Origin of the sequence: Micromonospora fiedleri (assembly GCF_016774385.1) — a bacterium.
Lineage (GTDB): Bacteria > Actinomycetota > Actinomycetes > Mycobacteriales > Micromonosporaceae > Micromonospora > Micromonospora gifhornensis.
Map to the genome: position 1 here is coordinate 1 of NZ_JAETXL010000009.1, position 26,989 is coordinate 26,989.

Here is a 26,989-nt window from a genome sequence, read left to right on the forward strand (position 1 = left end):
CTAGCCTCGGTCTTTCATCTGGGCAGTCGTTCATAGCTGTTGGTCGATGATGTTGGTTCGGGGTTGGTCGGTCGGTTTGCTGGCATGCTGATGGCCCGACGCTGGGCCGGGTTCCTCCGTGCTGCGGGTCGAGGCGTGAGGCTTCGGGGTCAGCTGGCGGGTCGTGGTAGTGCGGCGAGTCGGCTGAATGCGCTGGTCAGGGCTTCGGTCCAGGGCCAGTCGGTGGCGATGGCGAGGCGGGTCCGGCGGGCGGTGCGGGTGATCCGGGCGGCGACGTGCAGCAGGCGGTAGCGCAGTTTCTTGGGTTCGGCGCGGGTGAGGTCGCCGTCCAGGAGCAGGGTTTGGGTCCAGGCGATCAGGTCGATGCCGGTCAGGGCCAGCTGAAGCCAGGCCTGGTTGATCGCGAAGTGTCGGGACGGGAACCGGCCGAAGCCGGTGTCCTTGCCGGTGCGGATGCGGTCCTCGACGCGGGCGTGGGCGCGGTGGCGGGCTTCCAGGTGCTGGATTCCGCCGTTGCCGGCGGGGGTGTCAGTGGCGACGACCTGATGCCGCCAGCCTTCGACGGTGTCGAACAGCGACAGTTGCGCGCCGGGGTGCGGGCGTTCCCGGCGGACCAGGAACCGGGTCCCTGCGGGCCAACCGGCGGCGTCGATGAGGCCGGTGATCTCGCAGACCTCGGCGTGTTCCCGCAGTTCACCGCTGGTGTCGATGGCGGGGACCCAGTCGGTCGCGGCGCGGATCGCCTCGCGGACCGGCTCAGTGATCGCGGCGCCGACGGAGAACCGGATGTCCACGTGCTGCTCCCGCAGAGCCCGGATGTGGGCGAGGAAGCCGTGACTACTGCCGGCCGAATCGGCGCGCAGCAGGATCGGGGTGCCGTGCCGGCAGGCGTCGGGGATCTGCGCCAAGGCCTGGTCCAGGACGGTGACATGGTCGGCGGTGGTGTTCGAGCCGGCCCGGCCCTCGCGCAGCAACCCGGCGAGGGCTTCACCGGTGTTGTCCAGGAAGCACAGCAACGGGTGATAGCCGAAGGTCTTCTTCCAGGTGCGGGTCGCCGACTCCTTCTCGGAGTGACAGATCACGATCGACGCGTCGATGTCCAGGACCAGGCCGTCGACCTGCCGGCCGGCCACACACACCTGCGGCAGGTCGCCGCGGACTTCGGCATGCTGAGCCCAGGCGACCTCGCGGGCACGGGCCCGCGCGGCACGTAGCTGCGCCAGCATCGGCTCGTCCAGCTGCGACAACAGCCGCCATGCCGTCGGGTCGGAGGCGACCGGCCCGAACAAGGCGGACTGGTCACGCAGCACCGCCAGATCAGCGATGGCCTCGCCGCCATCGGCGAGCATCACGGCCACATCCACGGCGATCCGGCCCGGGCAGTGCCCACCCTGCCGTTGCCGCAGACCAGCGAGAGCATCGCTGAACGCACTGCTCAGCCCAGTCGTATCGGCCAGATCAGCCAGCAGCCGGGCACCGGCATGACCGACCACGCCCCGCCCGTCACCAGTCACCATGATCTTCGGACGTGTTGCGGTAGCCTTCACCCAGCAAGTGCCTTCCGTGACAGGAACATGGGACCTTCGACAAGCCCTATTTTCCCTGATCAGAAGGCACTTCTTCGTTTCCTGCCCACCCTGTGGACAGCCCTTAACGAAGGGCCGAGGCTAGGATGAGTTCCTTGGTGGATGATTCCGCCGAGATTGCGCCAACGACATCACTCCTTGGTCGGGGTTTAGGGTGGTCATCGAATGCGCGACCTCAAGAGGTTCACGGCTGACTGGGCAATCTCGGTTCTGGGCACGCTGGTCTCTCTCGTCGCAATCGTCGCCACGTTGCTGGCTGGCATCAGCGGGCCGATGAGCGTTGCCCTGGGTCTCACGGGCGTGGCCACGAGCCTGTTGTTCGGGATGATGCAGAAACTCAACGAGATCAAGGAAGAGCAGGCCCGCGCGCACCGCGAACTGGACCAGGGCTGGACGCGAACTGAGTCTGCCCTGCGCTCGGTTACCGAGACGTACGATTTCATCAGCAGAGGCGCCAACCTCGGATTGTTCGACCCCGAGGTCAAGCGGCTGGCGAAGATCGGGCAGGCCAGCCGCGCGGAGAACCTCGATCACATCCTCGTGGAGCAGGCCGTGGCGCGGGTACGAAACACTCTGGACGACCTGTCCGGCCTCGCCGATGGCCGTCTGCAACTCGACTTCACGTACTCCAACGTGCTGCTGGATCTGATGCGCTCCGCCACAACCGAGGTGCTCGGCACGAGCCCGGCCGAGGTTGAGGACGTGTGGTGGCAGTTGCCGCTTTACCGCGAGTATCTGGAGATCCAGCGCTCGCTCATCGCCGACCGCGGTGTCCGAATCTCCCGCATCTTCATCTCCGAGAACGTGACACCGAAACTCTACGACCTCATGGAAATTGAGGCAAATCTCGGGATCAACGTCAAATGGGTGCAGAACCGCCGGATACAGAAGTCGCTTCGCGAGTCATTTGTTGTCATCGACGGAAGGATCATGCACCGGACCGTGTCGATGTCGGACCATGACGACGACAATCACTTCTCGCAGAATGCTGCCGATATCGCGAGCTATGCCGGCAAGTTCCACCGGCTTCTCCCGTTTTCCCAGGACCTGGCTTCCGTGGGGCCGCGGACATGATGGAAAGCCGGCCGCCAACCAGCGCTTGAGCCTGGTGGAGCGCACCGGGCCGGCTCGTGCTGGCCTTGGGAAGAACCCGGTGTCCGTGTGGGCCGCGACGCCGTGAAGCAATCGCACCACGTCAATCGATGTGGATGTGCATGCGCACGCACTGGCGGGCCTCCATCGAGTTCACTCGAGCGCTCCTCTGGCGCTGTCCGTGGTGACGTGCCGTCACTTGCGGGCAGGTAACAGGTTCGATACACAATGGCCAGTGCACCGAGCGCGCCGGAGCGAGAACCCAGTGTGATCCGCTGAGACCGATGGAGGCACGTCCATGGCGTTGACCCCGGAGGCCGGCGGTCGTGGCGATTCCGCGTCATCCGTGCCGATGCAGTCCCCGGGGCCGGTGAATACCGAGGTCGAGTGGGACAGGTTCGACCCGCAGGCCTATGTCCGGCACAACTACGCGGACCTGCGCTCCGACGACCGGGAGCTGCTCCGCCGAACCCGGGACTTCTTCGCCGCAGCGAAGCTGACCGACGCGCGTTGTGTCGACGTCGGATCGGGCGCCAACCTCTATCCGGCCCTGACGCTCCTGCCGTTCGCGCGTGCCATCGATTTGTGTGAATTGTCCACGTCGAACGTGCGCTGGCTGCGTACGCAGGTCGACGGCTACGACGAACTCTGGGATCCGTACTGGCAGGTCTGCGTCGAGCATCCGGCGTACGCGGCGCTGTCGGATCCGCGACAGCGCCTGGCTCAGGTCGGCCAGGTCTGCCGGACCAGCGTCTTCGACCTGCCGCAGCACACCTGGGACGCGGGCACGATGTTTTTCGTGGCCTGCTCCATCTCGGCCGACCGGGCGGAGGCCGAACACGCCGTCGCCCGGTTCCTGCGGGCGCTGCGTCCCGGCGCACCCTTCGCCGTGGCCGTCATGCTCGGATCCGTCGGATACCGCGTCGGCCTGCGCTCGTTTCCGGCCGTGGCGTTGCACCGCGCCGAGGTGGTGGCTGGCATCGCGGCCGGCGCGTACGACGTGACCGTCCACGAGGAGCGCCCTCGACCGCCGTTGCGCGACGGATACCAGAGCATGCTGCTGACCACCGGCCGCACCCGCGGATAGGCGCCGGCGACTGTCATGGAAGCCCCCGACCGGATGCCCCGGCCTGCCGCGTGGAACCCTGCACCATGTCCTGCGGCTCGCTGACATGCGGGTGGCAGAGCGTCTCCGGTGACACTCGACCGGCCCGTTACCATGACACTGCACATCCGTGCCGGTCATCGTGGATCACCGTGCGCACAGCAACACCAGCAATTCCGAGTCGGCGACTACATGCAGACGGCGGTGGATCATGCGGATACAGCCGCGCCAGGAGATCCTCGACATCTGGCGGGCCACGGTGCGGAGCTGCTGGGAAAAAGGCGAATGGCACTGGGGCGGCCGAAGCGGTAGCAATTCCATAAATGATGCCGAGCAACTGCTGACCCTGCTCCTGCCCGCATCGAAGATCCCTGCGCTGTCGCTCGACGACCCCGACCGCGCCGACGACGAGGTGATCGAGGCCCTCAACTCCCTCGGCGGTGCGATCGAAATACCCCGCCGGCTGGTCACCGTCATGATCGATTACTTCCGGCGGTACACCGCCGAGGACGGCACGCCCGTCTTCGGCGGCGGCGGCTACCTCACCCCCGTCGAGGGCGGCCCGGAGCTCACCGAGGAACAACGGTCCCAGGACATCGTCGACTCGTTCGCCGTCTCCGTCACCCTCACGCTGGCGACCATCGGTTTCGTCAAGGTCTACCGCAGTGCCACCCAGCGACGGGAACTGCTCGCGCAACTGGACGAGTTGGAGACGATGGCCAGCATTCGGCTCACCGCCGCCATGGTGGGCCTGCTGCGCAGCTTCAGCACCTTCGTCTTCACCTCCACCGACGAGTACGGCCGACGACTGTGCGACATGGTCAACCAGGACGAGCTACCGCGCCGGGAACTCGTCGCGGCGCTGCGCGAGCAGTTGCGAGACACCATGGCCAGTCTGCGCAGCGTGGTCATCGGGTCGGGCCGGGTCACCGAAGACCTCGACAACAGCGACATGCTCTTCGAATGCGGCTGGTCGTGGGGCATCATCGCCGGCGCCGAGGAAGTCCCCACCAGCGAGTCGATCGGCCGGCAACGCGAAGGCTCGGCCGAGAATGCCCCCTACCTCTACTTCACGGTCATCGCGATGGATGCCATCGAAGACCTGAACTCCGAACGTACCCGCCTGCTCGGCCTGCTCAACGAGGAACAACAGCGGTTGTCCCGGGCGCTGCAGCTACGCTGGGAGCTGACCCGGACCTACTGGGCGACGGTGGCGACCTTCGGCAACCGTCGGCGATGGCCCATCGAGGACATCCCGTGGCGCACGACCGACGGCGACCGCACCGACTACTACACCCTCCAAGCGACGTCGCTGGCAGTCAAGGGACTGCTCGCGGTCGGACGCGGCGGCGACGAGGAACTCGGCCGCATCGCCGCGGTCCTGGTGGAACTGGCCCAGCGTGCCCGCGTCACCCGACGCGCAACGCCCGGCGAGTCAGCGCTGCTTGTGCACACTCCCGGTAAGCGGGTCACCCTCAACGACGACACGTCCAAGCCGATCATGACGTGGGTCGTGAACGAGTTCTCCACCGTGCTGCTGCAGCGGGCGATCACCGTCGCCGGTCTGCTGAGCAACGCCCGGCGGCGCAGCGAACTGCTCGAGTTGGCCGACGAGGTGTGGGACCACCTGGTGCTGCGCCGCATTCCCGACGGCCGGCACCGAGGGCTGTGGGACCATGCCGGCGGCGCTTTCCCCGGGCTGGCTCCCAGGCCGGAGGCGCCCTCCTGGTATCTGACCGCGCGGGTCGTACAGGCGCTGGTCAACGCCGGTCAGCTGCTCTGGGATCGGCCCTTCCCGCGCGCAGCCCGGCTCTCCGGGTACGCGCAGGATCTGATCGACGAAGCGGAATACCTGTTCGACCGGGAGTTGATGCGCGGCACGTTCGCCGGCGAGGCGATGCAACGCAGCATGCGCAGCATCCGGGCGAGCCTGCGCCAGGCGCAACTGCTGGTGGACGAACGCCCGGGCACGGCGGCCGCCCTGGCGAACACGCTGCTGCTCCTGCTCAACGACGTCACTACCGGGCAGCAGAAAGCCAGCGAGGGGATCTGATGCTGGTCTTCGTCACGTCGCACAAGGGTGGCACCGGTCGTTCGGTGACCGCCGCGAACATCGCCTACCGCAGCGCCCTGTCCGGCCGTCCCACCTGTTACCTGGACTACGACTTCGGCTCGCCTACCGCCGGCATCACGTTTCAGATCCCGGACGCCGTCAACGGGGTGGAGGGCGCCGGACCCAACAACGGAGGCCTGCACCGCTACCTGCGCGGAGAAATCCCGTTTCCCGAGCAGTTGGACGTGTGGGGTAGCTCGGAACGGGCCAGCCTGCGCCAGCGACCGATCGGTTCGGGTCCGTTGGTGCTCCTACCCGGCCAGCGCAACGGCAGTGAGTTCGGTTTCACCAACGACATCGCCAAACGCTGCGCCGAGCTCTTCCTCCGACTGGAAGAGGAGTTCGACCTGACCCTCGTGGACCTCAGCGCCGGCCGGTCGTACGCCAGTCAGATGGTGCTGGCTGCCACCGCGACCCCCGCGCTACGCAAGGTGGTCGCGCGCTGGTTGGTCTTCCATCGCTGGACTCCTCAGCACGTCACCGCGGCGGCTGATCTCGCCTTTGAGGCGGGTGGCATCCTCGCCATGGCCAAAGAGTACGGCCACGAGCCGGAGCGGCTGAGGGAGTCGCTGCGTTTCATCCGCACAGCAGTGATCGACTCCCGCGGCCCCGAGGTCGGCCACCTCGACCTCGCGCAGCAGGCATTCCTGCGCAAGTGCGACACGGAACTGTCGGAACTGGCCCGCCGCCGAGGTGTCGGACGCACGACGCTGCTCGGCGCGGTGCCGCTGGACCCGCTGTTGCAGTGGCGCGAACAGCTCATCTCGGACCATGACGTACAAGCCAAGATTGCGAATGTGAAGACGGTGGACGCCATCGTGGAGCTGACCGAAAAGCTCTTCGACGAGACCGCATGGGAAACCGTGTGATCGACGTGGATGTCAGGTTCCAGGAGGCAGCTGCGGTGCGTCGGACAGAGAGCGTGGCGTACTCACATCTGTCGGTCGAGTTGGGTCACTTCTACGCGGACGACTTCGGCAGCGGCTGCCAGGATCTGCGGCGCAGGTTCGCGCGCATCGCCGACTGGTCACCGGCGATCCCGGCACTTGCCCGCCAGGGACTGTCGGCCCCGCGCCAGCCGCGGATCAGCACCTGCTTCATGGTGGACGACTACTTCCACCGATTCGGCTCACCCCGCGAGGTGATCCCACAGGTGCAGAGCGCCGCGGCAGAGCTGGGCCTGGTGTTGGACTACGTGGCTCGGGAATCCAGCTTCGCCCGTCACGGCGGCGTCGAACTCGCCCAGATGGTGGTCGACACCCTCGTGGTGGAGCCACCTCGGCACACCACCGGAAGCCGGCCCCCGCTCAGTGAATCCGGGTGGCTGTCCAACGGCATGCGCTCGCCCGGGTACGTGGACGCGCCGGCGATGACCCTGCCTCGTCCCTGGTCCCCGCCGGTGCAGTCCGGTGACCCCCGGCACTCGATCTTCGTCGACATAGAGCTGTGGTCCGACGAACCGAAGACCCGGGAGTGGGCGTGCGCGCTGCTCGCATCGGTCTGGCAGATGGCCCGGCTGGGCGTGCTGCGACACCGCGGGCAGACCCTGATGCAACCGAGCCGGCTCACCGGCGAGCTGCCCGCCGACTGGGACGAGTTGCCGGCGATCGTCCAGCTCAACCCGACTGCCGCGCCGTTCTGCGCGTACCGCACACTGACCCTCATGGACACCCAGTACCTGCCGGTCGAGCTGGCGGTACGGACCATTCTCGGTCAGGTGGCGGTACCGCCGGCGGTCGCGCAACAGGTCACCCGGCGCGCTGGTGGTGAAGGGCTGGACCTGCCCAGCGAGCTCGTCGACCGGCTGAGTTACGTGTTCATCGGTGGGTGAGTGTGCTCAGCGCCCACATGGCTGGTCGACCGACATGCGGCCCGCCAGGTCACGCAGTAGCGCCAGGTTGCCCACACTGACCTGATCGCGGATCCAGTTCACCGACGAGTTCCACTGGCGGCTGAATCCGGGCACCTGCTCCAACCGGTCCCAGATCGGCCGCAGTCGCGGGTCGACCCGCGCGCCCGGCAACCACAGGTGCAGCAGGTGCTCCAACACCGGACGCAATCGCTCGACATGCTCCTGCCCGTTGCCCGACCGGGTGACAACGGCCTCCATCAGGGAGGAGAGCGTGGTCAGCAGCCAGTCGTGCAACGCGAGGTCCTCGCAGAGACCGGCCACGGCCGCCGGCACGTCCTGGGGGGCGAGCACCAGTTCGACCGTACGCAGGGTCGGGGAGTCCACGGTGACGACGGCCGAAACCTCCCGGTCCGGCTGCTGGCCCACCTGCGCGGTCCAGCGCAGCCGGGTACGCGCCGCACGCAGCGGCGGACGCCGGTCCAGCAGGTCGGACATCTGCACCCCGTCGAGCACCCGCCCGGTGATCGCCTCCAGGTTCAGCACGTCCGTGTCGTGGCCGTGCAGGAACCCCGAGGTCAGGTCGGCGCTGTCCAGCTTGCCGACCGTCTCCAGGACGCCCGGGTTGGCCAGATAGTGCGACCAGGGCTGGCGACGTTCTCCGGCGACGACCTGGATGACCGACGACGCCTGCACGATTCGGCCACCGGTGATGATGGCCCGGGTGACCACCGCGCCCACCCCCCGTAACCTCCTCCGCCTGGCGCTGGGCAGCCAGCAGTCCACGCCGGTGCGCACATCGGGCGAGACCGCATAGAGCGACGGACGGCGGGATGTCAGCACGGCCTCGCCTTCGACCAGGCTGAGCACCTGCGAACTCTGCTCCTGAACCAGCGCCGTGCTGTGTTGAAGCAGGTTGGTGTGCACCTCACCGAAAGTGATCATGGCTTCCTCCGCATCGCCGTCCGCCCGCAATCATCCTGCGGAATGCGACCCCCGCTGATTAACCTCGCCGTGACCTGCGCGGACACCGACCCCATTGAGGTAACGGGACCCGGCGAAAACGGAATCGACCCGCGGGTCGGCGTCTGCCCTGGGGGCATCATAGGCCCGACATCGGCGGGAATCCTATGGCGGCGGAGCGTCGCCGGCCGCACGAACGTGACGACGACTGATATTTTCGATAGTGCGGACGCCAGCTACCCCTGGAGTTGCCGTTTATGAAGGTCTACCTTTCGGCCACTCAGAAAGACCTGCTGGAATATCGCGCTGCCGTACACGCAGTGGCACGCCGTCTGGAGATCGAGGACGTCGCCATGGAAGCGTACGGTGCTGACGTCCGACCACCGCTCGACCGCTGCCTGGCCGACGTACGCCGCTGCGACCTCTACATCGGACTTTTTGCCTGGCGCTACGGATTTCGCCCGCCCGGTCAGGAATCCTCCATCACCGAACTGGAGTACCGCGAGGCACTCGCGGCCGGAAAACCCTGCCTGGTCTTCCTCCTCGCCGAGGAGACCCCCTGGCCGGTCGACCAGGTCGACCGGGGTGCCGACGGCGAGCGAATCGTCGAACTGCGCCGCGAACTCAAGGAACGACACCTGTGCGCCTTCTTCACCAGCGTCGACGACCTCACCGCCAAGGTCACCGCGGCGCTGGCCGACGTACGCAGTGGACGCTCTCCCGCACGTGGACCCGCCGATCCGGACACCCACCTACCCGAAGCCGTACGCAGCCACTACCACAAGCAACTGGCGCTCAGATATCAAGCCGTCCCGGTCGACGCCGTCTCACCACGTCCCACCATCGGCTACCTCACCGTCGGACTGCCGAAATTGTTCGTCGAGCCCCGAGTACACGAGGAAGCCCGCCCGGAGATGCCACTGGCCTGGTGGCGATGGGCCGGCACCACATCCGACGGCGACACCAGCGGCCTACCCGGCGTGGTGAACCCGGAAGAGCTCGAACGACTCTGGGAGGAGTACGCGGCCAAGGACGCGCTCTCGCTGTTCGACGTGGTCTGCGACCCCGGCCGCCAAACGATCGTCCTGCTCGGCGACCCAGGCTCCGGCAAGTCAGCGGCCGCGCAGTACCTGGCACTGGCACTGGCCGGAGCCTGCGACGAACCGCGACTCGCGGCGCTCAACCAGTACCTGCCCGTGCTGATCGAGCTTCGCTCCTACGCCGCGCACCGCGGCGACGGCCGCTGCGACGGCTTACTCGACTACGTCGGACACCGCCACCAACAGGGACTGACCGGAATCGACCAGGAGGTGCTGGAGTCATACCTGCGCCAAGGCGGCCAAGCCCTCTTCCTCTTCGACGGACTCGACGAGGTGTTCGACCCGGCTCAGCGCGAAGAGGTGGCCGCACAGATCGCCACCTTCGCCAACGAGTACCCGGGAGTGCTGTCAGTGGTCACCTCACGGGCGGCCGGCTACCAGCGACACACGTTCGCCAACGCCGGGTTCGACCACTTCACCCTCGAAGACCTCGACGACGAACAAATCACCCAGTTCCTCGACAACTGGTACCGCTACGTGATGTCCACCCCAGCTGTCGAAGCACAACGGCAACGACGACAGCTTCTCGACATGCTGCGCAACTCCCGAGCGATGCACGAGATCGCCGGCAACCCACTCCTGCTGATGCTCATGACGATCGTCGGCCGTAGCCACCCCCTGCCCCGCAACCGACGCCGACTGTACGCACACGTCACCGACGTCCTCATCTCCGAGTGGGACGTGACCAAACAACTGCGGGAGAGCCACGGCGACGTCCCGTCGCTGGACCTGCAGGCGAAGCGTCGACTACTGCGTCACCTGGCATTCCACATGCAGTTCCGGGAATCGGGACCAGCAGGCAACTACATCGACTCCGACGAACTGGGCCGCGTCTTCCGGGACCACCTCGTCGCGTTCTACGGTTTCGAGAACGAGCGGGCGCTCGCCATGGCCTACTCGATGATCGAAAAACTGCGTCACCGAAGCTTCATCCTGGAACGATACGGACTGCGACTGTTCGGGTTCGTGCACCGCGCGTTCCTGGAATTCTTCTGCGCCGAGGAGATCGTGGACAGGTTCGAAAACGACCCCGGTGCCTGGGACCTCGACCGGCTCCGCGCCCTCTTCCGCGAACACTGGGCCGACCCGTCCTGGCGAGAGGTGCTGCGCCTCGTCGCCGGTGCCCTACCCGCCCGGATCGCCAACGACCTGATCACCCTGCTCGCCACCGAGACCACCCAACCCTGGCCGCCGCTGAACCTGACCGCCCCGCCCTGGAACCTGGTGCTGGCCGCACAATGCGTGGCCGAAACCCCACAGCCCGCCGAACTGACCGCTGCGGGTAACGCCGTGCTGTGCCAGATCGTCCTGCTTGTCGAACACGGCATCTCCGCCGACGACCCCAACCTGACCGAGCTCACCGAACAGGAACTGCTCTCGTCGGTGCGGGCACTCGGGCCGAACTGGCCCGGCCGGCACACCTTCCTGAACTGGTACCGCCGCCGCGGCGTACGCACCAGCTGGCGCTCCGGCTCCACCTTTGCCACCCGGATCGCCGCAGCGCTGTCCACCACCGAGGAACACCTGGAGGAACTGCTGGTCCGGGAGCTCCAGCACGGCCGCGAGCGGCAAGCCCACCTCGCCCTGGTCGCCGGGCTCGCCGAAGCCGCCGGCCGGCTGAACGCCACCGACGGCGACCGTCACCGCTACCGGGACATCCTGATCACACAGGCCGGAGCCGAGGTCTCCACCGCCGTTCGGCAGGCCGCCGTACGGGCCCTGATCACTCACTTCGGCGCCGATGCCGACCTCATCCACGAGCTACGCGACCTCACCGACTCGCCCGACCCCGCGGTCCGCGCGCTGGCCGTACAGTCTCTCGGCGGTCGGGCGGAACTCAGCGACAACATCCGCCACGTCCTGCTCCGGGCCACCGAGGACAACGCCGCCACGGTACGACGGGCGGCGGTCGCCGTGCTCACCGCGCGCTGCACCGACCTACCGCACGCACCCGGCACCCTCCAGCGACTGCTGGCCACGGACTCCGATCCCGCAGTCGTGCAGGAGGCGCTGACAGCCCTGCTGGCCCTGCCCGAACACGCCGAGACCGCCCGCAGTCGCGCGCTACAGCGAATGACCGGCGACTCCCCGGACGAGGTGCGGCGCTGCCTGGCGACCAGACTGCTGCCGGGCCGGGCCGGCCCGGAGGAGACCGAGCTGTTGCTGAAGCTGGCCGGCTCAGACAGCTCCGCCCGGCTCCGCGCCACCGCCGTACAGCGGTTGACGCTCGTGCCTGACCCGGACGGCCGCTGCCGGGCCCGGCTGATCGATCAGATCGAACAGGACGAGGACGCCTCCGTGCGGGCTGCCGCCGTGACCGCACTGATCGACCGGGACAGCACCGACGACGCCAGCTGGACCGTGGTGGCGCGGGCGGCTCGCGCCGACGAGGACGCCACCGTACGCCTCGCCGCGGTACGCGCCCTGGCCGAGACCCACCCGGACCCGCGTACCGAAGAACTACTACTAGCCAGCGCCCGACGCGACCCGACCGCCAGCGTCCGACTCGCCGCCGTCGACCTGCTCACCGGCCGACAACTGTTCGGCCGTGCCACCCGCGACCTGCTCATCAGCCGAGCCTTCGAAGAGCGCGACGCGCTCGTCCGACTGCGGGTCACCCGAAGCCTGGCCCGTCTCGCCGACCCACCCGACCCCGCCGTACGGGAGTGCCTGGCCGAACAGGTCAGCCGAGATCCCGACCCGAACGTGCTGCGCGCGGCCGCCGACGCGCTCGCCCGGCACGGCGAGACCGACAGCCTTGTCGAAACACTGTGCCGGCGAGCCCGCCGGGACAGCTACGTCGGCATCCGGTTGGCCGCCGTGCGGACGCTCTGCCGTCACGGCAGTCCCGACGTGGTGACCGACACGCTGCTGGAATGCGTCGAGTCAGACACCGACCCGACCGTGTTCGACGCCGCGGTCTGCTGCCTCACCGAGCAGGGGAGCGCCTCCATGGCGGTGACACTGCGACTGATGCGCCGCCTGTCCGACCAGGACCCGGCGATCCGTGCCCGCATCGCCGCCGCGCTCGGCGAACACTTCGGCACCGACCCCGAGGTTCAGGTGCTGCTCGTCGGACTGGTCCGCGACGACCCGGCCCTGGAGGTCCGGCGCCGAGCGGTGGAACAACTCGGCGCGACCCTGGCCGGCCGGGCCGGAGTGCCGGAGCTGCTGCTCCGGCTGGCCGCTGACAACGACTGGGAAATCCGCCGGACCGCATTGCTGGCGCTGACCCGACACCACTACCGAGACACCCGGACTCGAGAGCTGCTCATACGGCTCGGCCGCCAGCGGGACGACGACACCGTACGGCGCCTGGCCGGGCAACTGCTCGCCACGCTGCCCGACATCACGCCCGACGACTTTCCGTGATCCACGGCCTCGTGCAGGGCCCGGGAAACCGCTTGTCGTCAGCCGCGCTACCTGCCTAGCCTGCTGGCTGTGCGGACCCTTCACCTTCCGACTCACCGAGTGTGCCGGTGAGCGGCCGACTTCGTGAGATCGCTCGCTAGACGGTGGCGATCGCCGAGTCGGGACGCTATCGCAACGCCGCCGGTGATGAGGTCGTCATCGGCGAGGCGGTACGTGCCGCAGTCGCCGGCACGCGCCATCACCTGCCGAACGAGGTCCTCGCGGTGGAAAGCGCGGCGCCTGGCGCGGGTGAGGTGGAGGTGACGTACGAGTCGACGTTGCAGGCGGCTTACCGGCTGGGGCCTGGGGCGGCCTGTCTGGTGTTCGCGTCGGCGAAGAACCCGGGTGGCGGATTCCTGGGCGGGGCGAAAGCGCAGGAGGAGAGCATCGCCCGCGCATCGGCGCTGTACCCGTGTCTGCTTGCGGCACCAGAGTTCTACACGTTCCATCGAGGACAGCGGGATCTGCGGTACAGCGACCGCGTCATCTACTCCCCGAACGTGCCGGTGTTCCGTGACGACAAGGGCAACCTGCTCGACCAGTCGTACACCACATCGTTCCTGACCGCTGCGGCGCCGAACCTTGGCGCGATCCTCCGCAACCAGCCCGAGCACGCGACGGACGTACCGGCGGTGCTGGTCCGGCGCGCCCGGCGGGTGCTGCAGGCCGCGGCTGCGCACGGGCATCGGACGCTGGTGTTGGGTGCGTGGGGGTGCGGCGTGTTCCGCAACGACCCCGCCGCGGTGGCCGGTGCGTTCGCCGACGCGTTGGAGATGGTCGACCGATTCGACCGCGTGGTGTTTGCCATCCGCGATGGTCTGCCGGGCACACCGGTGTATCGCACCTTCGTGGAGCGCTTTCCGGAACTGCCGTGAAATCGGCGGCTGGGAGCGCGGACGCACGCCCTCAACAGGCGGACTGCGGCGGCGCTGCTACCCGACGCCGTCCGCAGGCATCTCGGCTCCATCGAGATCCGGCAGATCCTTGCTGACGACGGCTGGCTGCCGCCGAACGGGACGATATATCGATCTCCTCGCGGATGGGGTGGAGGGCAGAATGCACGCTGTGCTCACTGCCACCCATGACCTGCTGAACTCGCTCGATCCGTTGCCCTACCGCAAACGGATGAACCGTCTCGCGCAGTGGGCGCAGACTGCCCCTGACCGGGTGCAGGTGTGTGCCGACCTCCGCGAGCGGGGCCCCTACGAGCGGCACCTCGCTTTCGTCGCGGCGCGGGTGGCGGGGGACAGCGATGGCGTCGTCGCGGCGCTGCGTGATCCCCAGCCATCGATCAGGGGTGCCGCGCTCACCTCGGCGCTGCGTATGGGTCTCCCGATCGGTGAGGTCACCGATCGGCCGGCGGTAGAGCGACGGCGTGTCTATCGGGATCTTCGCCGCCGGCCCGCACCGGACATCGCCGATGCGCTGATCGGCGAGATCCGTGCCCAGTTCGGTGATGAAGAAGCCGCCGCCTTGTTGCCGGCATGCGGCACCGCGACGGTGCGGGCGTTGCTGCCCGACCTGGAGCACGCGACGCGCCTGGAGCGGCTTGTCCGGTGGCACTCCGGCCCGCTGCTGGACCGGGTCCGCGAGCGGCTCGCCGCAGCCCGACCCGAACTGCGGCAAAGAATCTGGGTCGAGGCCGCTGCTGCGGTGCTGAGGTGCGACCCGGCGCAGGCACTCGACCTGCTCGAACGGTACGCGCCTGAGGAGTGGCTACCCGGCCCTCTCACCGCGTACGGGGTGCTCGCGGCGTACGACGCCAGCCGGGTTATCCGGCTGCTCACCGCGCCTGGCCGGGCTGCGTGGCTGCGGCGTTCCGCGCTTCCGCCGGCTGTGCTGCGGCGGCTGGCGGTGCTGCCCACCGACGAGTTGGTGTCGCTGGCCAGTCGGCTCCACGACCGCAGCCGGGCTCTGGCGGCACTGCTCGATGCTGTCGCGCCGGCCCGGCGTGGGGAGCTGTACGACCGTGCCCTGGCCGAGGTCGACACGGCGGCGTGGATACCGAGCGCCGAGATCATGGAGGTGCTGCCAGCCGCGGTCCGGGTGCGTGAGGCGAACCGGGTGCTGGGCCTGCCGAAGATCCGCGAACGGGAGGCCGACGTACGGACCTGGTCGGCGTACCTGAACTGGCCGCAGGCGTCCGCGGCGCTGGAGAACGCGCTGCGTTCGGGCGACGCCGACGAGCGGGCGCACAGCTACACGCTGCTCTTGCAGGCCGCCCGCCGCTCCCGTGACCCACAGGCGGTGGCGGAGGTGGTTGTGCGGCTCAGTCGGCTGCGTAACGAGCAGGATCCGGTCCGGGCCGCCGCGCTCACCGCACTGGCGAGGGTGGCGCCACTGCTCACCGCGGACACGGCAGCCGGTCTCACGCAGCTGAGCACCGACGCGGTCGACGCCCGTGACGCCTCCGCCGCCACCACGACAGCACTGAGTAGCCTCGCCGTCGACGTGCTGCAACACCACGTCGCCGTGCCGCCGCTGTGGGAGTGGGCGCTACTCACGATCGACCTGGTGAGCACCGGTGCCCACGTGCCGGTGCTGCGCCGCTTCGACACGGTGCTGCGGCGAGGGCAGGAGACGCTGGTCTTCCAGCGGCTGCACGACTGGGTCACGGCCGGCATCGACCGGGGCCGGTACGGGCCGCTCTTCGCGCTCAGCTACGCGTTCGGCAAACGAGCCTGGCGCGTGCCGCAACTGCAGGACCTGCTGCGTCGCGCGATCGGCCCGCACACGCTGCCCTCGGTGGCCCGTACCGCAATCGGATTGTGGCTGGACGATCCACGTACGCGTGCGGGCCGCGTCGCCGAGGTAGTCGCGACCGATCCGTCGGCGGTGACGATCGACGAGGTGTGGACGACGATCTGCACCGTCCGCACCGACCTGCTCGACCAGGCGCTGGACCACCGTCCCCGCGGCCGGTTCATCGAGGCGGGAACGCCGTGGGTGCCCGTCCGGGCGGTGCACCCGGAGCGTTGGCTGCCCCGCCAACAGGCCCGCTTCGTGCACCTGCAGGAACTCGTCATCGCCGACACAGGGCAGAAGGTGTGGTTCCGGGCGGCGGCGATCTGGACCGCTGCCCGCGTTCCGGGTGCGGGACGGGAGTTGGTGTTGCGTCACGTCGACGCCCCTGAGGTGGCGATTGCCGAGGCAGCGCTGGGCGCGCTGGTCTGGACCGACCGGCCCGACGAGGCACTGCGGCTCCTGCTGCGGTACGCCGACAGCGACCGGGCTCGGGTCGCGCTGTACGCGGCAGGCCGGGCCGCCCGGCACGTCGCACCGTCGCTGCTGGTGCGGCTGCTCAGCGAGGTGCTCACCGGCGCGGTGAAGATCACCAGCCGGAAGGAGGCAGCTCGGCTGCTGGCCCGCTACGGGCCGCCGCAGACGCTGACAACCCTGCTCGACGTCCACCGACGCCCGGACGCGCACCGCGACGTGCGCGCGGCGATCGTGTCCGCCGCCCGGCAGCGGCTACACACCGACGCGAGCTGGACCATCCTGCGGGCCGCCGTCGACGGTAGCCGGGAGGAGCGCCGCGCCGTCCTCGACGCGTACCCGGACACGATCCCGCACCGACACCGCCCGGCCTACGGCGCGCTCGTCGTCGACGCCTGTCGGGCCACCGACCGTGAGATCCGACGTGCCGCGTTCGTCCAACTCGGGGCCTGGTCACCGTGGCTGACCGGAGTCGCCGACCTCGTCGTGCACCGCCTCATCGACCTTGACGAGACGACCACGTCCAGCGAGGTCGCCGATCTGCTCAAGGCCGGCGGCGACGACGTACTCCGTGATGCGCTGACACGCCTCGTCGCCCGGGATGCCGACGACAACCATCCTGGCGACCCCGCCACGGGTGACCGCCCGCACCGACGCCGCATCGAACTTCTCGCCCGGGGTGCGGCCGTCCGATCCGGCCACCAGCCGCCCAGTGCCGACCGCAGCACACTTGTCGAATCAGCACGCTGGCTCGCCACCCGACCCGGCTTCACCGGCACGGCGACCGCGCTGCTGGTCGACCTTCACCGACTCGACAATCTCGACGAGATCGCCGACCTGTGCGAAGGCCGACCCGTCCTCGCGGTCCGCACCGCCGAACGCGTCGGCGTCCGCCTGCGCAGCCTGCACGAGTGGCCCGACACCGACGCTCTCGCCACCACCATCGTCGACCTGGCAGAGCGCGGCGACCTTGCCGGTGGCCTGTTCGCGGTATCGCTGGTCCGTCACGGCGCCGGCTTCGGATGGAAAACGCCATGGCGAGACCTGCTGATCCGGCTACGCCAGCACCCGGACCTCGACGTGCGCGCAGAGGCATACGCCATCGACATGAGCTGACCGGGGTAGCCGTGTCCCCACCGTTATCGGGGCACCGGTCGCCCGGTCACCATCTCCGCGCGGGCTCAGGACCGTCGGGTTCGGTCGCCGGTCCAGGCCGCTTCGAGGATCGCGGTCAGGCTGGCGGTGTCGGTCGGGCCGGGATGGTTCTGGATCAAGCGGGTGACGCCGCTGGCCATCTCCGCGAAGCGGGGCAGGTCGGCGCGGGCCACGCCGATGTCCGCCAAGGTGGGCGGGATGCCGATGTCGGCGAGGAGCCCGTCGAGCCAGGTGAGGAACGTGTCTGTGGCCTCGGCATCCGAGGCGTCGGTCACGTCGAGCCCGCACACCCCGGCGAGGACGGCCAGCCGGTCGCCGATGGCGTCCCGGGCTGCGTCCAGGGCGTAGGGCAGTAGCAGCCCGACGCCCAGGCCGTGCGGCGTGTGCGTGGCGGCGCCGATGGGGTACTGGAGGGCGTGCGGGGCCGCGTTGCCCGCGTGGGAGAAGGCGAGTCCGGCGAGCATGGACCCGTAGGACATGTCGGCGCGTGCCTGCGTGTCGCCTCCGTTGCTGACGGCACGGCGCAGGCTACGGGCGATGCGCCGTGCGGCCTGGAGCGCGTAGTGGTCGGTGACCGGGTTGCGGCCGAGGAACACCTGTTCCACGGGGTCGCGTGGTCCGTGGGCCCGGGGTCGGGCGGTGTAGCTCTCCACCGCGTGGCAGAACGCGTCGATGCCGGAGTGGGCGGTGACGGTCGCCGGGCAGGTGTAGGTGAGTTCGGGGTCGACGATGGCGAAGTCGGGCACGATGTGGACGCTGGAGACCCCGACCTTGAGGGCGCGGTCCGGGTCGGTCAACACCGAGACAGGGGTGAGTTCGGAGCCGGTGCCCGACGTCGTCGGGACCGCGACGAGAGGAATCGTCGGCCCCGGCACTCTGGACTCGCCGTAGTAGTCGCGCGGCGTTCCGCCGTGGCGGCGGATGACGCCGACGATTTTGGCGAGGTCGATGACCGTGCCGCCGCCGATGGCGAGGATCACGTCGGCGTCCACCTCGGCGGCGGCCGAGACGGCCAGGGCGACGTCGGTGAGTGGCACGTCTGCGGTCGCGTCGGAGAACACCTCGACGATCTCGGCCTTTTGCCGTACGGCGGCCAGGATGTCGGTCACGCCCGGCTGTCTCAGCAGCACCTGGTCGGTCACGACGAGGACGCGTGAGCCGCTCTCGGCCACCACTCGGGGGATGTTCTGCGCGACCCCTTCGCCCACGATCAGTTGGCGTGGTCCGCGGACGGTCTCAAGCATGTCGGTGCCTCTCCGGAACGTCGGCGGCGATTGGCGGGGCGGACGTCCAGGTCACCTGCGCGACCGGGGACAGTGGACCGCCCGGGTGGCGCAGGCACACGCCGGGCGTCCGGGGCGGCAGGTCGGTCACGGGAGGTCGATCGCGGCGTACGTGAGGTCGAGGTACTCGAGGATGCCCTCGTGTGACCCTTCCCTGCCGATCCCGGACTGCTTCACACCACCGAAGGGGGCTGACGGGTCCGAGATCAGACCGCGGTTGATGCCGAGCATCCCTGTTTGCAGCCGTTCGGTGAAGCGCAGTGCCCGTTGCAGGTCACGGGTGAAGACGTAGCCGACCAGGCCGTACTCGGTGTCGTTGGCCTTGGCTGTCACCTCGTCGTCGGAGGTGAACGAGATGATCGGCGCCACCGGGCCGAAGATCTCGGCCGCCAGCATCCGCGCGTCGTCGGGCACGTCGGTGAGGACCGTGGGTGGGTAGAAGTGGCCCGGCCCGTCCGGACGCTTGCCGCCCACCAGGACCCGGGCGCCGCGGTCGACGGCGTCGGCCACGAGTTCGTCGATCGTGGTGACCGAGGCGGCGTCGATCAACGCTCCGACGTCCACGCCGTCGTCGAGACCATGGCCCACCGACAGCGCGGCCATCCGCTCGGCGAAGCGTGCCGTGAATTCCTCGCGTACGGGTTCCTCGACGTAGATCCGGTTGGCGGCGACGCAGGACTGCCCGATGTTGCGCATCTTGGCCACCATGGCGCCGTCGAGGGCGACGTCCAGGTCGGCGTCGGCACACACGATCAGGGCAGCGTTGCCGCCCAGTTCCATGGAGGTGCGCAGCACGTTATCCGCTGCCTGTCGGAGCAGCACGCGCCCGACCTCGGTCGACCCGGTGAACGACAGCTTGCGGGTCCGACTGTCGGCCAGCAGCGCGGAGACCACCTCGCCGGAACGCTTGGTGGTCACCACGTTGACCACCCCCGGGGGTACGCCGACCTCCTGCATGATGCGGGCCAGCAACAGCATGGTCAGTGGTGTCTGGGCTGCCGGCTTGGTGATGGTCGTGCAGCCTGCGGCCAGCGCCGGAGCGATCTTGCGGGCGCCCATGGCCAGCGGGAAGTTCCAGGGCGTCACGAAGACGCACGGGCCGACCGGCTTCGGCACGGTGAGGATGCGGTACCCGCCTGGGGGAGCGGTGCTGTAGCGGCCCTCGACGCGTACCGCCTCCTCGGCGAACCATCGGAAGAACTCGGCGCCGTACGCCACCTCTGCCCGGGCTTCGGCGAGCGGCTTGCCCATCTCCAGGGTTATCAGCCGGGCGACCTCCTCGGACCGCTCGGTCAGCGCCCGGTACGTCGCGGTCAGCAACTCTGACCGTTTCCGTGGCGGGGTCGCCGCCCACTGGGCCGCCGCCCTGCTCGCCGCGTCCAGAGCAGCGAGCCCGTCGACGACTCCGGCGTCCGCCACCTCGGCGATGCTCTTGCCGGTGGCCGGGTCCTCGACGGCAAAGGTGGCCCCGCTTGCGGCATCGCGCCAGGCGTCGCCGATGCGCAGCCGCCGGTGCTCGGGGGCCAGGACCTTCGTCGGGTCACTCATGGCGTCGCCTCCTGTGATCGTCGTGGTAGGGCGATTGCACGGATCCGTCCGGCGCGGTCACCGCCCCGCCTCGGACACCGACAGGCCGGTGTCCGCGTCGAACAGGTGCGCGCGGTCCAGGTCGACCGTGACCTGCAGCCGTTCGCCCGGCGTACCGGTGACGGTGGGTCGTGCCTTGACCTTGACGATCGTCGTCCCCACCTGGACGTCGACCACCGTCCGGTCGCCGAGCGGCTCAAGCCCGTAGAGCTCTCCCGGCAACGACGCGTGCCCCCGTTGCTCGACGGACAGATCCTCCGCGCGCAGGCCCAGCAGCAGCGGACGACCCTCCTCCGCCGTGCTCCAGTGGGGCCTCGGCAGCGTCCACCCTTCCGCGCCGACCAGGCGGTCTCCCTCGGCGTGGCAGGAGAGCAGGCTGATCGGAGGGCTTCCGACGAATCCGGCGACCCACTGGTTGGCGGGACGCTCGTACACCTCGGTCGGTGTGCCGACCTGCTGCACCTTTCCCTCCTTGAGGACCGCGACCTGGTCGGCCATGGACAGGGCCTCGACCTGGTCGTTGGTCACGTAGATGAAGGTTGCTCCGAGGCTGCGGTGGATGCGGGTGAGTTCGGTACGCATCTCGACGCGGAGCTTGAGGTCGAGATTCGTCAGCGGCTCGTCCATGAGGAACGCGCGTGGGCTACGGACCAGCGCCCGGGCCAGGGCGACCCGCTGCATCTCACCGCCGGACAACTGCGCGGGACGACGTTGCAGCAGACGTTCGATGTGCAGCAGACGCGACATCTGCTCGACGGCAGCGGCGATCTCGCCTGCAGAACAGCGGCGTGCCCGCAGCGGCGACGCGATGTTCTCGTACACCGTGTGTCGCGGGTAGAGGGCGTAGCTCTGGAAGACCATGGCCAAGTCGCGTGCGGCCGGGGCGTCACCGGTCGCGTCCCGGCCGTCCAGGTGCACCGACCCGGCGTCAAGCTTCTCCAGGCCGGCGATCGCCCGCAGCGTCGTCGTCTTGCCTGCCCCGGAGGGGCCGAGGACGACGAAGAAGGAGCCGTCCGGCACGTCCAGGGTCACCCCGTCCAGGGCCTGGACCTTGCCGAAGGACTTGCTCAGCCCGTGCGCTGCCACGGTTCCCATCAGGCCACCAGCTCTTCCGTACGCAGGTCGTAGACCGCCGGGGTCGCGCCGGTGTGCCGGAGCCCGACCGGTTCGTCAGCGGCGAAACGGACGGTCGGTGGCATCCGCACGCGGACGTCGCGCTGACCGCTGTGATCGACGACGTAGATGATCTCGTCGCCCAGCCACTCGGCCGAGACCACGCGGGCCGGAACCGAACGCTCCGCCCCCGGTGCGGTGACCTCCAGCGCCTCCGGCCGCACACCGGCGACCAGGTCACGGTCGCGGGACAGGCCGGGCGGTGGCGTGAGGACCAGCCCGCCCTGGGCGCGCAGCGCCCCGTCGGCCACCTCCACCTCGATCAGGTTCATCGGCGGGGAGCCGATGAACGCGGCGCAGAAGAGACTCGCCGGACGGTCGTACACCTCCAGCGGGGTGCCGATCTGCTCGACGCGGCCCTTGTTGAGGATGGCGATCCGGTGCCCGAGCGACATCGCCTCGACCTGGTCGTGGGTGACGTAGACCATCGTCGCCCCCAACTCGCCCTGGAGGTGTTTGATCTCCGTACGCATGTCCGCCCTCAGCTCCGCGTCCAGGTTGGTCAGCGGCTCGTCCATCAGGAATGCGCGCGGTCGCCGCACCAGGGCGCGAGCCAGCGCGACGCGCTGCTGCTCCCCGCCGGACAGTTGGCGCGGTCGCCGGTCCATCAGTGGACCGAGCCGCATCAGCCGGGCGGCCTCGTCGACCCGCTTGAGCACCTCCGACTTGGGCAGCCCTTCGGCCCGCAGGGGGAACGCCAGGTTGTCGCGGGTCTTCAGGTGCGGGTAGAGGGCGTAGAACTGGAACACCATGGCGATGTCCCGCTCGGCCGGCGGCAGGTCGTTGACAAGCGTGTCGCCGATGTGAATGTCGCCGGTCGTCTGCCGTTCCAGGCCGGCGATGGCCCGCAGCGTGGTCGTCTTGCCGCAACCCGACGGGCCGAGCATCACGAACAGTTCGCCGTGGCCGATGGACAGGTCGATGTGTTCGACGGCGACCGTGCCGTCCGGGTAGCGCTTGTGCAGGGCGGTCACCTCGATGCCGGCCATCAGCGTCGCACCGCCCCGAGGGTCACACCGGCGATGAGGTGCTTGCGGACCAGGTAGGCGAAGAGGAGCACCGGTAGGGCGAACACCACGGAGGCGGCAGCCACCAGACCCCAGTCCACAGTGGTGCCGCCGATCAGGCCGGCGATGGCGGGTGGGGCGGTACGCACGCTGTCGCTGGAGGTGAGGAAGATGGCGAACACGAACTCGTTCCACGAGAAGATGAGCGCGAAGACCGCCGTCGCGGCGATGCCGGGCACGAGCAGCGGAAGGGTGTACCGGCGGAACGCCTGCAGCCGGGTGTAGCCGTCGAGCATGGCGGCGTCCTCGTACTCCGCGGGCACCTCGTCGACGAACCCCTTCATCATCCAGATCGTGAACGGCAGGTTGTACGCGGCGTAGATCAGGATCAGGCCGAGTTTGGTGTCGATGAGTCCGACCTGCCGGTACATGAGGAAGATCGGGATCACGACCACCACGGGCGGCATGAAGCGGGTGGACAGGATGAAGAACAGCTGGTCCTTCTTGGCCTTCACCGCGAACCGTGAGTAGGCCCAGGCCGCCGGCACCCCCAGCAGGGTGGCCAGTGCCGTGGAGGCCCCGGCGACCAGTACGGAGTTGAGGAACGCGACGGACAGGTCCGAGCGACCGCCGTCGGGACCGACGAACACGTCCTTGAAATGGTCCATGGTGACCGTGAAGCCGAAGAACTCGGCGGGGACGGCGTAGACGTCCCGGTTTTCCTTGATGGACGTCTCGATCATCCACAGCACCGGGAAGAGCATCACCACGGCCAGCACGGTCAGCAGCGCGACCTCCAGCACCGAGCGGCCCCGGCCGCCCCGGCGCCGCGCGGGGGGCCGGCGATCCCGGGCAGGACCTGTGGACACGGCCTCGTCGACGGAGACGGCCATCAGCCCTCCTTGAGTCTGTTCAGGTAGCGCAGGTAGATCTGCGAGAGGACGATGACGACGAGGACCATGAGAATCCCGTACGCCGAGGCGGTTCCGGTGTTGAAGCCCAGGAACGCGACCTTGTAGACGTGGAACGACAACGTCTCGGTGGAGACACCCGGTCCGCCGTTGGTGAGGATGTAGACGAGGTCGAACAGCCGGAAGGCCTCGATGGCCCGGAACAGCACGGCGATCAGCAGCAGCGGCCACACCAGCGGAAGCGTGATGGTGCGGAACCGGAACCACTCGGATGCCCGGTCGATCGAGGCGGCCTCGTACAGGTACTTGGGCACCGCGGTGAGCCCTGCCAGCGCGATGAGCATGATGAACGGTGTCCACTGCCAGGTGTCGACCACGATCAGGGAGATCAACGCCGTACGCTGCCGGGTCAGCCACTCCACCTGCCCCAGGCCGAGCGACCCGAGCATGCTGTTGATCACGCCGAACTGGGCGTCGAGCATGAACCGCCAGAACAGCCCGACCACGACCGGCGACAGCATCATCGGGACCAGGAACAACGTGGTCAGCAGCCCGCGCCCGTGCGTACGCCGGGAGATCAGGTACGCGATGGTGAAACCGAGCACCGTCTGCAGGGTGACCGCACCGACCACGTAGATCAACGTGGTCAGGGCCCGCTGGTGGACCTGTGCCGACGTCAGGATGGCGGTGTAGTTGCCGAACCCGACGAAATAGGCGCGCCCGCCACGGGTGGCTGAGTAGTCGGTGAACGACAGGTACAGCGCCCACAGCAGCGGGAACACCGACATCGCGAGCAACAGCAGCAACGCGGGGGAGATGAACGCCACCGCCAGCCCGCGGTCGCTCAGCCGGCGGGACCGACCCGGTGCAGGTGACGGCGCCGCCGCCACCTGCCCGGCATCGGTCGTCACAGGTACGGGGGCACTCACAGTCCGCCGCCGCCCTTACGGCTGCTGGAGTCGAGCACGCTCTGCTGTTCCTTGGCGATGTCGTCGAGGGCGGCCTTCGGGTTCTTCGCACCGTTGAGAGCCGCGTTGACGTTCGTGTTCTCGATGTCGACCAGGCGCGCGTACTCGGGCACGTTCCACATGTCCCGCATCCGGGGCACCGAGTCGGCGTACACCTGGTTGAACGGCCCGGCATTGAGGAACTCGGGCGAGGCCAGCGCGTCCGTACGCGACGGAACGCCACCGGCCGCGGCCCACTTCTTCTGGACGTCGGCCCGCTGGAACCACTTCATGAAGTTCAGGGCCTCGACCTGGTTCGCCTCGGCGGAGTAGGCCGACACGTGCATCCCCATGCCGCCGAGCGGGACAAGGTTGGTCTTCTGGCTCGGCAGGGTGGCGAAACCCAGCTTGTCGAGGATCTGCTCGCGGGTGGTGCCGAGCGTCGACTCCTTCGGGTCGAGCAGGCCGCCGCTCGCGGCGATCCAGTTGAACGCGATGCAGGCCTTGCCCTGGGCGACCGCCGCGTTCACCTCGTCGATGAACCAGTTGCCGGAGCCCCTTGCGGTCAGCGGCTTCATCTTGTTGACCAGGACGTCCATCGCCTCATGGCCTGCGGCGTCGTTGAGAATGCCGTCGATCTTGCGGGTCTTGGGGTCCCAGAGGTTGCCGCCGTAGACACCGTTGACCGTGTTGTAGGTGACGGCCGCGGCGTCGGAGCCGTTGGCCTGGTGGAAAGCCAGCCCGCTGACGCCGGGGTTGTCCGCCTGACACTTCCCGGCGACCGAGATCATCTCGTCCCAGGTCTGCGGCGGCTTGTCGCCGATCAGGTCCTTGCGGTAGATCATCGTCCAGGTGTCGCCGAGCAGCGGCAGCCCGTACAGGCTGGCGTTCTCGTCGCGCTGGCCGGTCTCCGCCTGCGGGAACTGGCCGTACGCCGCCAGCAGGTACGGGTTGTAGGCGTCGACGTCGATGTTGTTCTTGACGAAGTCGGTGATGTCGAGGATGTTGCCGTTCGTCACGGCCTCGCCGATGTGCTGCGAGTCCAGGATCGCGATGTCGAAGTCGGTCTTGCGCGCGGCGAACTGGGTGAACATCGCGTCGTGCCAGTTCGCGTTCGGCACGGTGTTGACCTTGATGGTGACGTTCGACCGTTCCTTTGTGTACTCCGCGTTCGCGAAGTCTTCGAGGGCCTGGGCGGGCGGCCAGTCGAACCAGATGAAACTGAGGGTCAGCGGGTCCTTGGTGAGCTCCGGGATGGTCGCCGGCGCCTTCGGCGCGCTCGCCGTCGCGCCCTCGTCCCCGCCATCGCCGCACGCCGCCACGGTCGTGGCCATCAGCAGCAGGGCCGCCGTCGCCAGCTGCACCTTCCGCCGGGGAGCGGACAATCGATCCATTCGCTGTGAATGCCGCATCTTCCTGCCTGCTTTCTGGTTCGGACTTCGAGAACCTCGCTATGTGCTTCGCCGAGCAGGTGCTGGGTTGTTCCGCACGTGGCGCCGGGCCGTCGCCCGAGGGCGACCGGCGGACCGGCGTCGCGCATGCTGAGGGGAGCTTCAGGTGATCGAGCAGGGCGGTGGTGGATGGTGCCCTGCGGGGTGCACACTGGCGATCAGTCGCCACGTTTCCTATACGATCCGGTGGGGCGTCAGCATGTCGCAGCGGTGTAACTGATGTCAATGGCTTCCGGAAGAACGCAAGGAAGGACCTCACGCCACGATGGACGACGAAGCGATGATCGCGCGGGGCCGCAGGGTCGTGACGGGCGGAGGATCGTCGGGAAGAGCGGGCGGCCGGCTGGCCGACGAGGTGTACGACACGCTGCTCGGACAGCTGATGTCGCTGCGGATCGAGCCCGGCTCCCGGGTCACGATCGACGTCCTGGCCCGCGAGCTGGGAGTCTCGCAGACACCGATCCGGGACGCCCTGAACCGCATGGAGTCCGAGGGCCTGGTCGTACGCGTACCCCACGCCGGCTACCGCATTCCCCCTCAGATCACCCGTAGTCGGTTCGAGGACATGCTCGAGGTCCGCCTGCTCCTCGAACCGGCAGCGGCCCGCAGATCCGCCGAACGCGCAACGTTGGCGCAGGTGGCCGGCCTGCGACGAATGCTGGGGGAGATGGCCGAACTGGAGGGGGGAGACGGGCCGGCGGCCTACGGCGCCTTCGGTCTACGCGACGCCGCCTTCCACGACCTCGTCGCCCTGAGCGCGGAGAACCAGGTCATCCGCGAGACGCTCGCCCGCCTGCACAGCCACGTGCACCTCTTCCGGCTGCACCGCGACGCCCAGGTCACCCACCTGGCCATGGCCGAGCACGAGGACGTCGTGGCCGCGATCGCCGCACGAGACCCCGACGCCGCCGCCTACGCGATGCGCCGGCACATCCTGCGTTCCGGCGAGCGTTTTCGACGACTGTTCGACGAACTCGAGCAGACGGACCCGGTGGCGGTAGAGGCTTGACGGGCGGACGGGGCCGGGTAATGCTGAACCG

18 protein-coding genes are annotated in these 26,989 nt (G+C 68.7%); 9 read left to right on the top strand and 9 right to left on the bottom strand.

Annotated features, from left to right (window positions below; translation table 11 throughout):
- Nucleotides 1–149: 149 nt before the first annotated feature.
- On the bottom strand, nucleotides 150–1,547 hold the full coding sequence (locus JMF97_RS23485; protein ID WP_102659786.1) for an IS1380 family transposase: 1,398 nt from the start codon (nucleotides 1,545–1,547) through the stop codon (nucleotides 150–152).
- Nucleotides 1,548–1,751: 204 nt separating this feature from the next.
- Here JMF97_RS23485 and JMF97_RS23490 point away from each other — a divergent pair, with 204 nt between their 5' ends.
- The 5 genes from JMF97_RS23490 to JMF97_RS23510 all read left to right on the top strand — a co-directional run bounded on the left by JMF97_RS23490 (nucleotide 1,752) and on the right by JMF97_RS23510 (nucleotide 7,727).
- Nucleotides 1,752–2,660 (top strand): hypothetical protein, encoded by a 909-nt coding sequence (locus tag JMF97_RS23490; RefSeq protein WP_102657511.1) that lies wholly within the window; start codon nucleotides 1,752–1,754, stop codon nucleotides 2,658–2,660.
- Nucleotides 2,661–3,048: 388 nt separating this feature from the next.
- Nucleotides 3,049–3,765 (top strand): SCO2525 family SAM-dependent methyltransferase, encoded by a 717-nt coding sequence (locus tag JMF97_RS23495; RefSeq protein WP_203223488.1) that lies wholly within the window; start codon nucleotides 3,049–3,051, stop codon nucleotides 3,763–3,765.
- A gap of 229 nt (nucleotides 3,766–3,994) precedes the next feature.
- The gene (locus JMF97_RS23500) at nucleotides 3,995–5,836 is read left to right on the top strand and encodes an SCO2524 family protein (RefSeq protein ID WP_203223489.1); all 1,842 of its coding nucleotides are present in this window, start codon (nucleotides 3,995–3,997) and stop codon (nucleotides 5,834–5,836) included.
- Complete coding sequence (locus JMF97_RS23505; RefSeq protein ID WP_013733235.1) at nucleotides 5,836–6,765, top strand: SCO2523 family variant P-loop protein; 930 nt, start codon at nucleotides 5,836–5,838, stop codon at nucleotides 6,763–6,765. Before JMF97_RS23500 ends, JMF97_RS23505 begins: the two co-directional genes overlap by 1 nt.
- A complete protein-coding gene (locus tag JMF97_RS23510) occupies nucleotides 6,750–7,727 on the top strand; it encodes an SCO2522 family protein (protein ID WP_238360011.1) in 978 nt (325 codons plus the stop codon). The genes JMF97_RS23505 and JMF97_RS23510 overlap by 16 nt, the downstream gene beginning before the upstream one ends.
- A gap of 6 nt (nucleotides 7,728–7,733) precedes the next feature.
- On the opposite strand, the gene JMF97_RS23515 is transcribed toward JMF97_RS23510, so the two are convergent.
- Nucleotides 7,734–8,690: an SCO2521 family protein gene (locus JMF97_RS23515; protein ID WP_203223490.1), complete on the bottom strand. Its 957-nt coding sequence runs from the start codon at nucleotides 8,688–8,690 to the stop codon at nucleotides 7,734–7,736.
- Nucleotides 8,691–8,965: 275 nt separating this feature from the next.
- Here JMF97_RS23515 and JMF97_RS23520 point away from each other — a divergent pair, with 275 nt between their 5' ends.
- The 3 genes from JMF97_RS23520 (at nucleotide 8,966) to JMF97_RS23530 (ending at nucleotide 17,551) form a co-directional block, all read left to right on the top strand.
- Nucleotides 8,966–13,180 (top strand): HEAT repeat domain-containing protein, encoded by a 4,215-nt coding sequence (locus JMF97_RS23520; RefSeq protein ID WP_203223491.1) that lies wholly within the window; start codon nucleotides 8,966–8,968, stop codon nucleotides 13,178–13,180.
- 143 nt (nucleotides 13,181–13,323) lie between these two features.
- Nucleotides 13,324–14,094 carry a TIGR02452 family protein gene (locus tag JMF97_RS23525; protein ID WP_203223492.1) on the top strand — a complete coding sequence of 257 codons (771 nt, stop codon included), beginning with the start codon at nucleotides 13,324–13,326 and terminating at the stop codon, nucleotides 14,092–14,094.
- Nucleotides 14,095–14,275: 181 nt separating this feature from the next.
- Nucleotides 14,276–17,551, top strand: coding sequence for a hypothetical protein (locus JMF97_RS23530; protein ID WP_203223493.1), 3,276 nt, complete (start codon nucleotides 14,276–14,278; stop codon nucleotides 17,549–17,551).
- 65 nt (nucleotides 17,552–17,616) lie between these two features.
- Here JMF97_RS23530 and JMF97_RS23535 read toward each other — a convergent pair whose 3' ends face one another.
- The 7 genes from JMF97_RS23535 to JMF97_RS23565 form a co-directional block, all read right to left on the bottom strand.
- Entirely contained in the window at nucleotides 17,617–18,834 is a 1,218-nt protein-coding gene (locus JMF97_RS23535; RefSeq protein WP_203223494.1) for an iron-containing alcohol dehydrogenase, read from the bottom strand.
- 126 nt (nucleotides 18,835–18,960) lie between these two features.
- Nucleotides 18,961–20,421 (bottom strand): NAD-dependent succinate-semialdehyde dehydrogenase, encoded by a 1,461-nt coding sequence (locus tag JMF97_RS23540; RefSeq protein WP_203223495.1) that lies wholly within the window; start codon nucleotides 20,419–20,421, stop codon nucleotides 18,961–18,963.
- 57 nt (nucleotides 20,422–20,478) lie between these two features.
- The gene (locus JMF97_RS23545; protein ID WP_203223496.1) at nucleotides 20,479–21,555 is read right to left on the bottom strand and encodes an ABC transporter ATP-binding protein; all 1,077 of its coding nucleotides are present in this window, start codon (nucleotides 21,553–21,555) and stop codon (nucleotides 20,479–20,481) included.
- Nucleotides 21,555–22,622, bottom strand: coding sequence for an ABC transporter ATP-binding protein (locus tag JMF97_RS23550; protein ID WP_203223497.1), 1,068 nt, complete (start codon nucleotides 22,620–22,622; stop codon nucleotides 21,555–21,557). Before JMF97_RS23550 ends, JMF97_RS23545 begins: the two co-directional genes overlap by 1 nt.
- The gene (locus JMF97_RS23555) at nucleotides 22,622–23,533 is read right to left on the bottom strand and encodes a carbohydrate ABC transporter permease (protein WP_203223498.1); all 912 of its coding nucleotides are present in this window, start codon (nucleotides 23,531–23,533) and stop codon (nucleotides 22,622–22,624) included. The genes JMF97_RS23550 and JMF97_RS23555 overlap by 1 nt, the downstream gene beginning before the upstream one ends.
- On the bottom strand, nucleotides 23,533–24,462 hold the full coding sequence (locus JMF97_RS23560; RefSeq protein WP_307817076.1) for a carbohydrate ABC transporter permease: 930 nt from the start codon (nucleotides 24,460–24,462) through the stop codon (nucleotides 23,533–23,535). Before JMF97_RS23560 ends, JMF97_RS23555 begins: the two co-directional genes overlap by 1 nt.
- Before the next feature lie 14 nt (nucleotides 24,463–24,476).
- Complete coding sequence (locus JMF97_RS23565; RefSeq protein ID WP_238360012.1) at nucleotides 24,477–25,892, bottom strand: sugar ABC transporter substrate-binding protein; 1,416 nt, start codon at nucleotides 25,890–25,892, stop codon at nucleotides 24,477–24,479.
- Between the two features lie 322 nt (nucleotides 25,893–26,214).
- Here JMF97_RS23565 and JMF97_RS23570 point away from each other — a divergent pair, with 322 nt between their 5' ends.
- Nucleotides 26,215–26,958: a GntR family transcriptional regulator gene (locus JMF97_RS23570; RefSeq protein WP_013733248.1), complete on the top strand. Its 744-nt coding sequence runs from the start codon at nucleotides 26,215–26,217 to the stop codon at nucleotides 26,956–26,958.
- Nucleotides 26,959–26,989 lie beyond the last annotated feature (31 nt).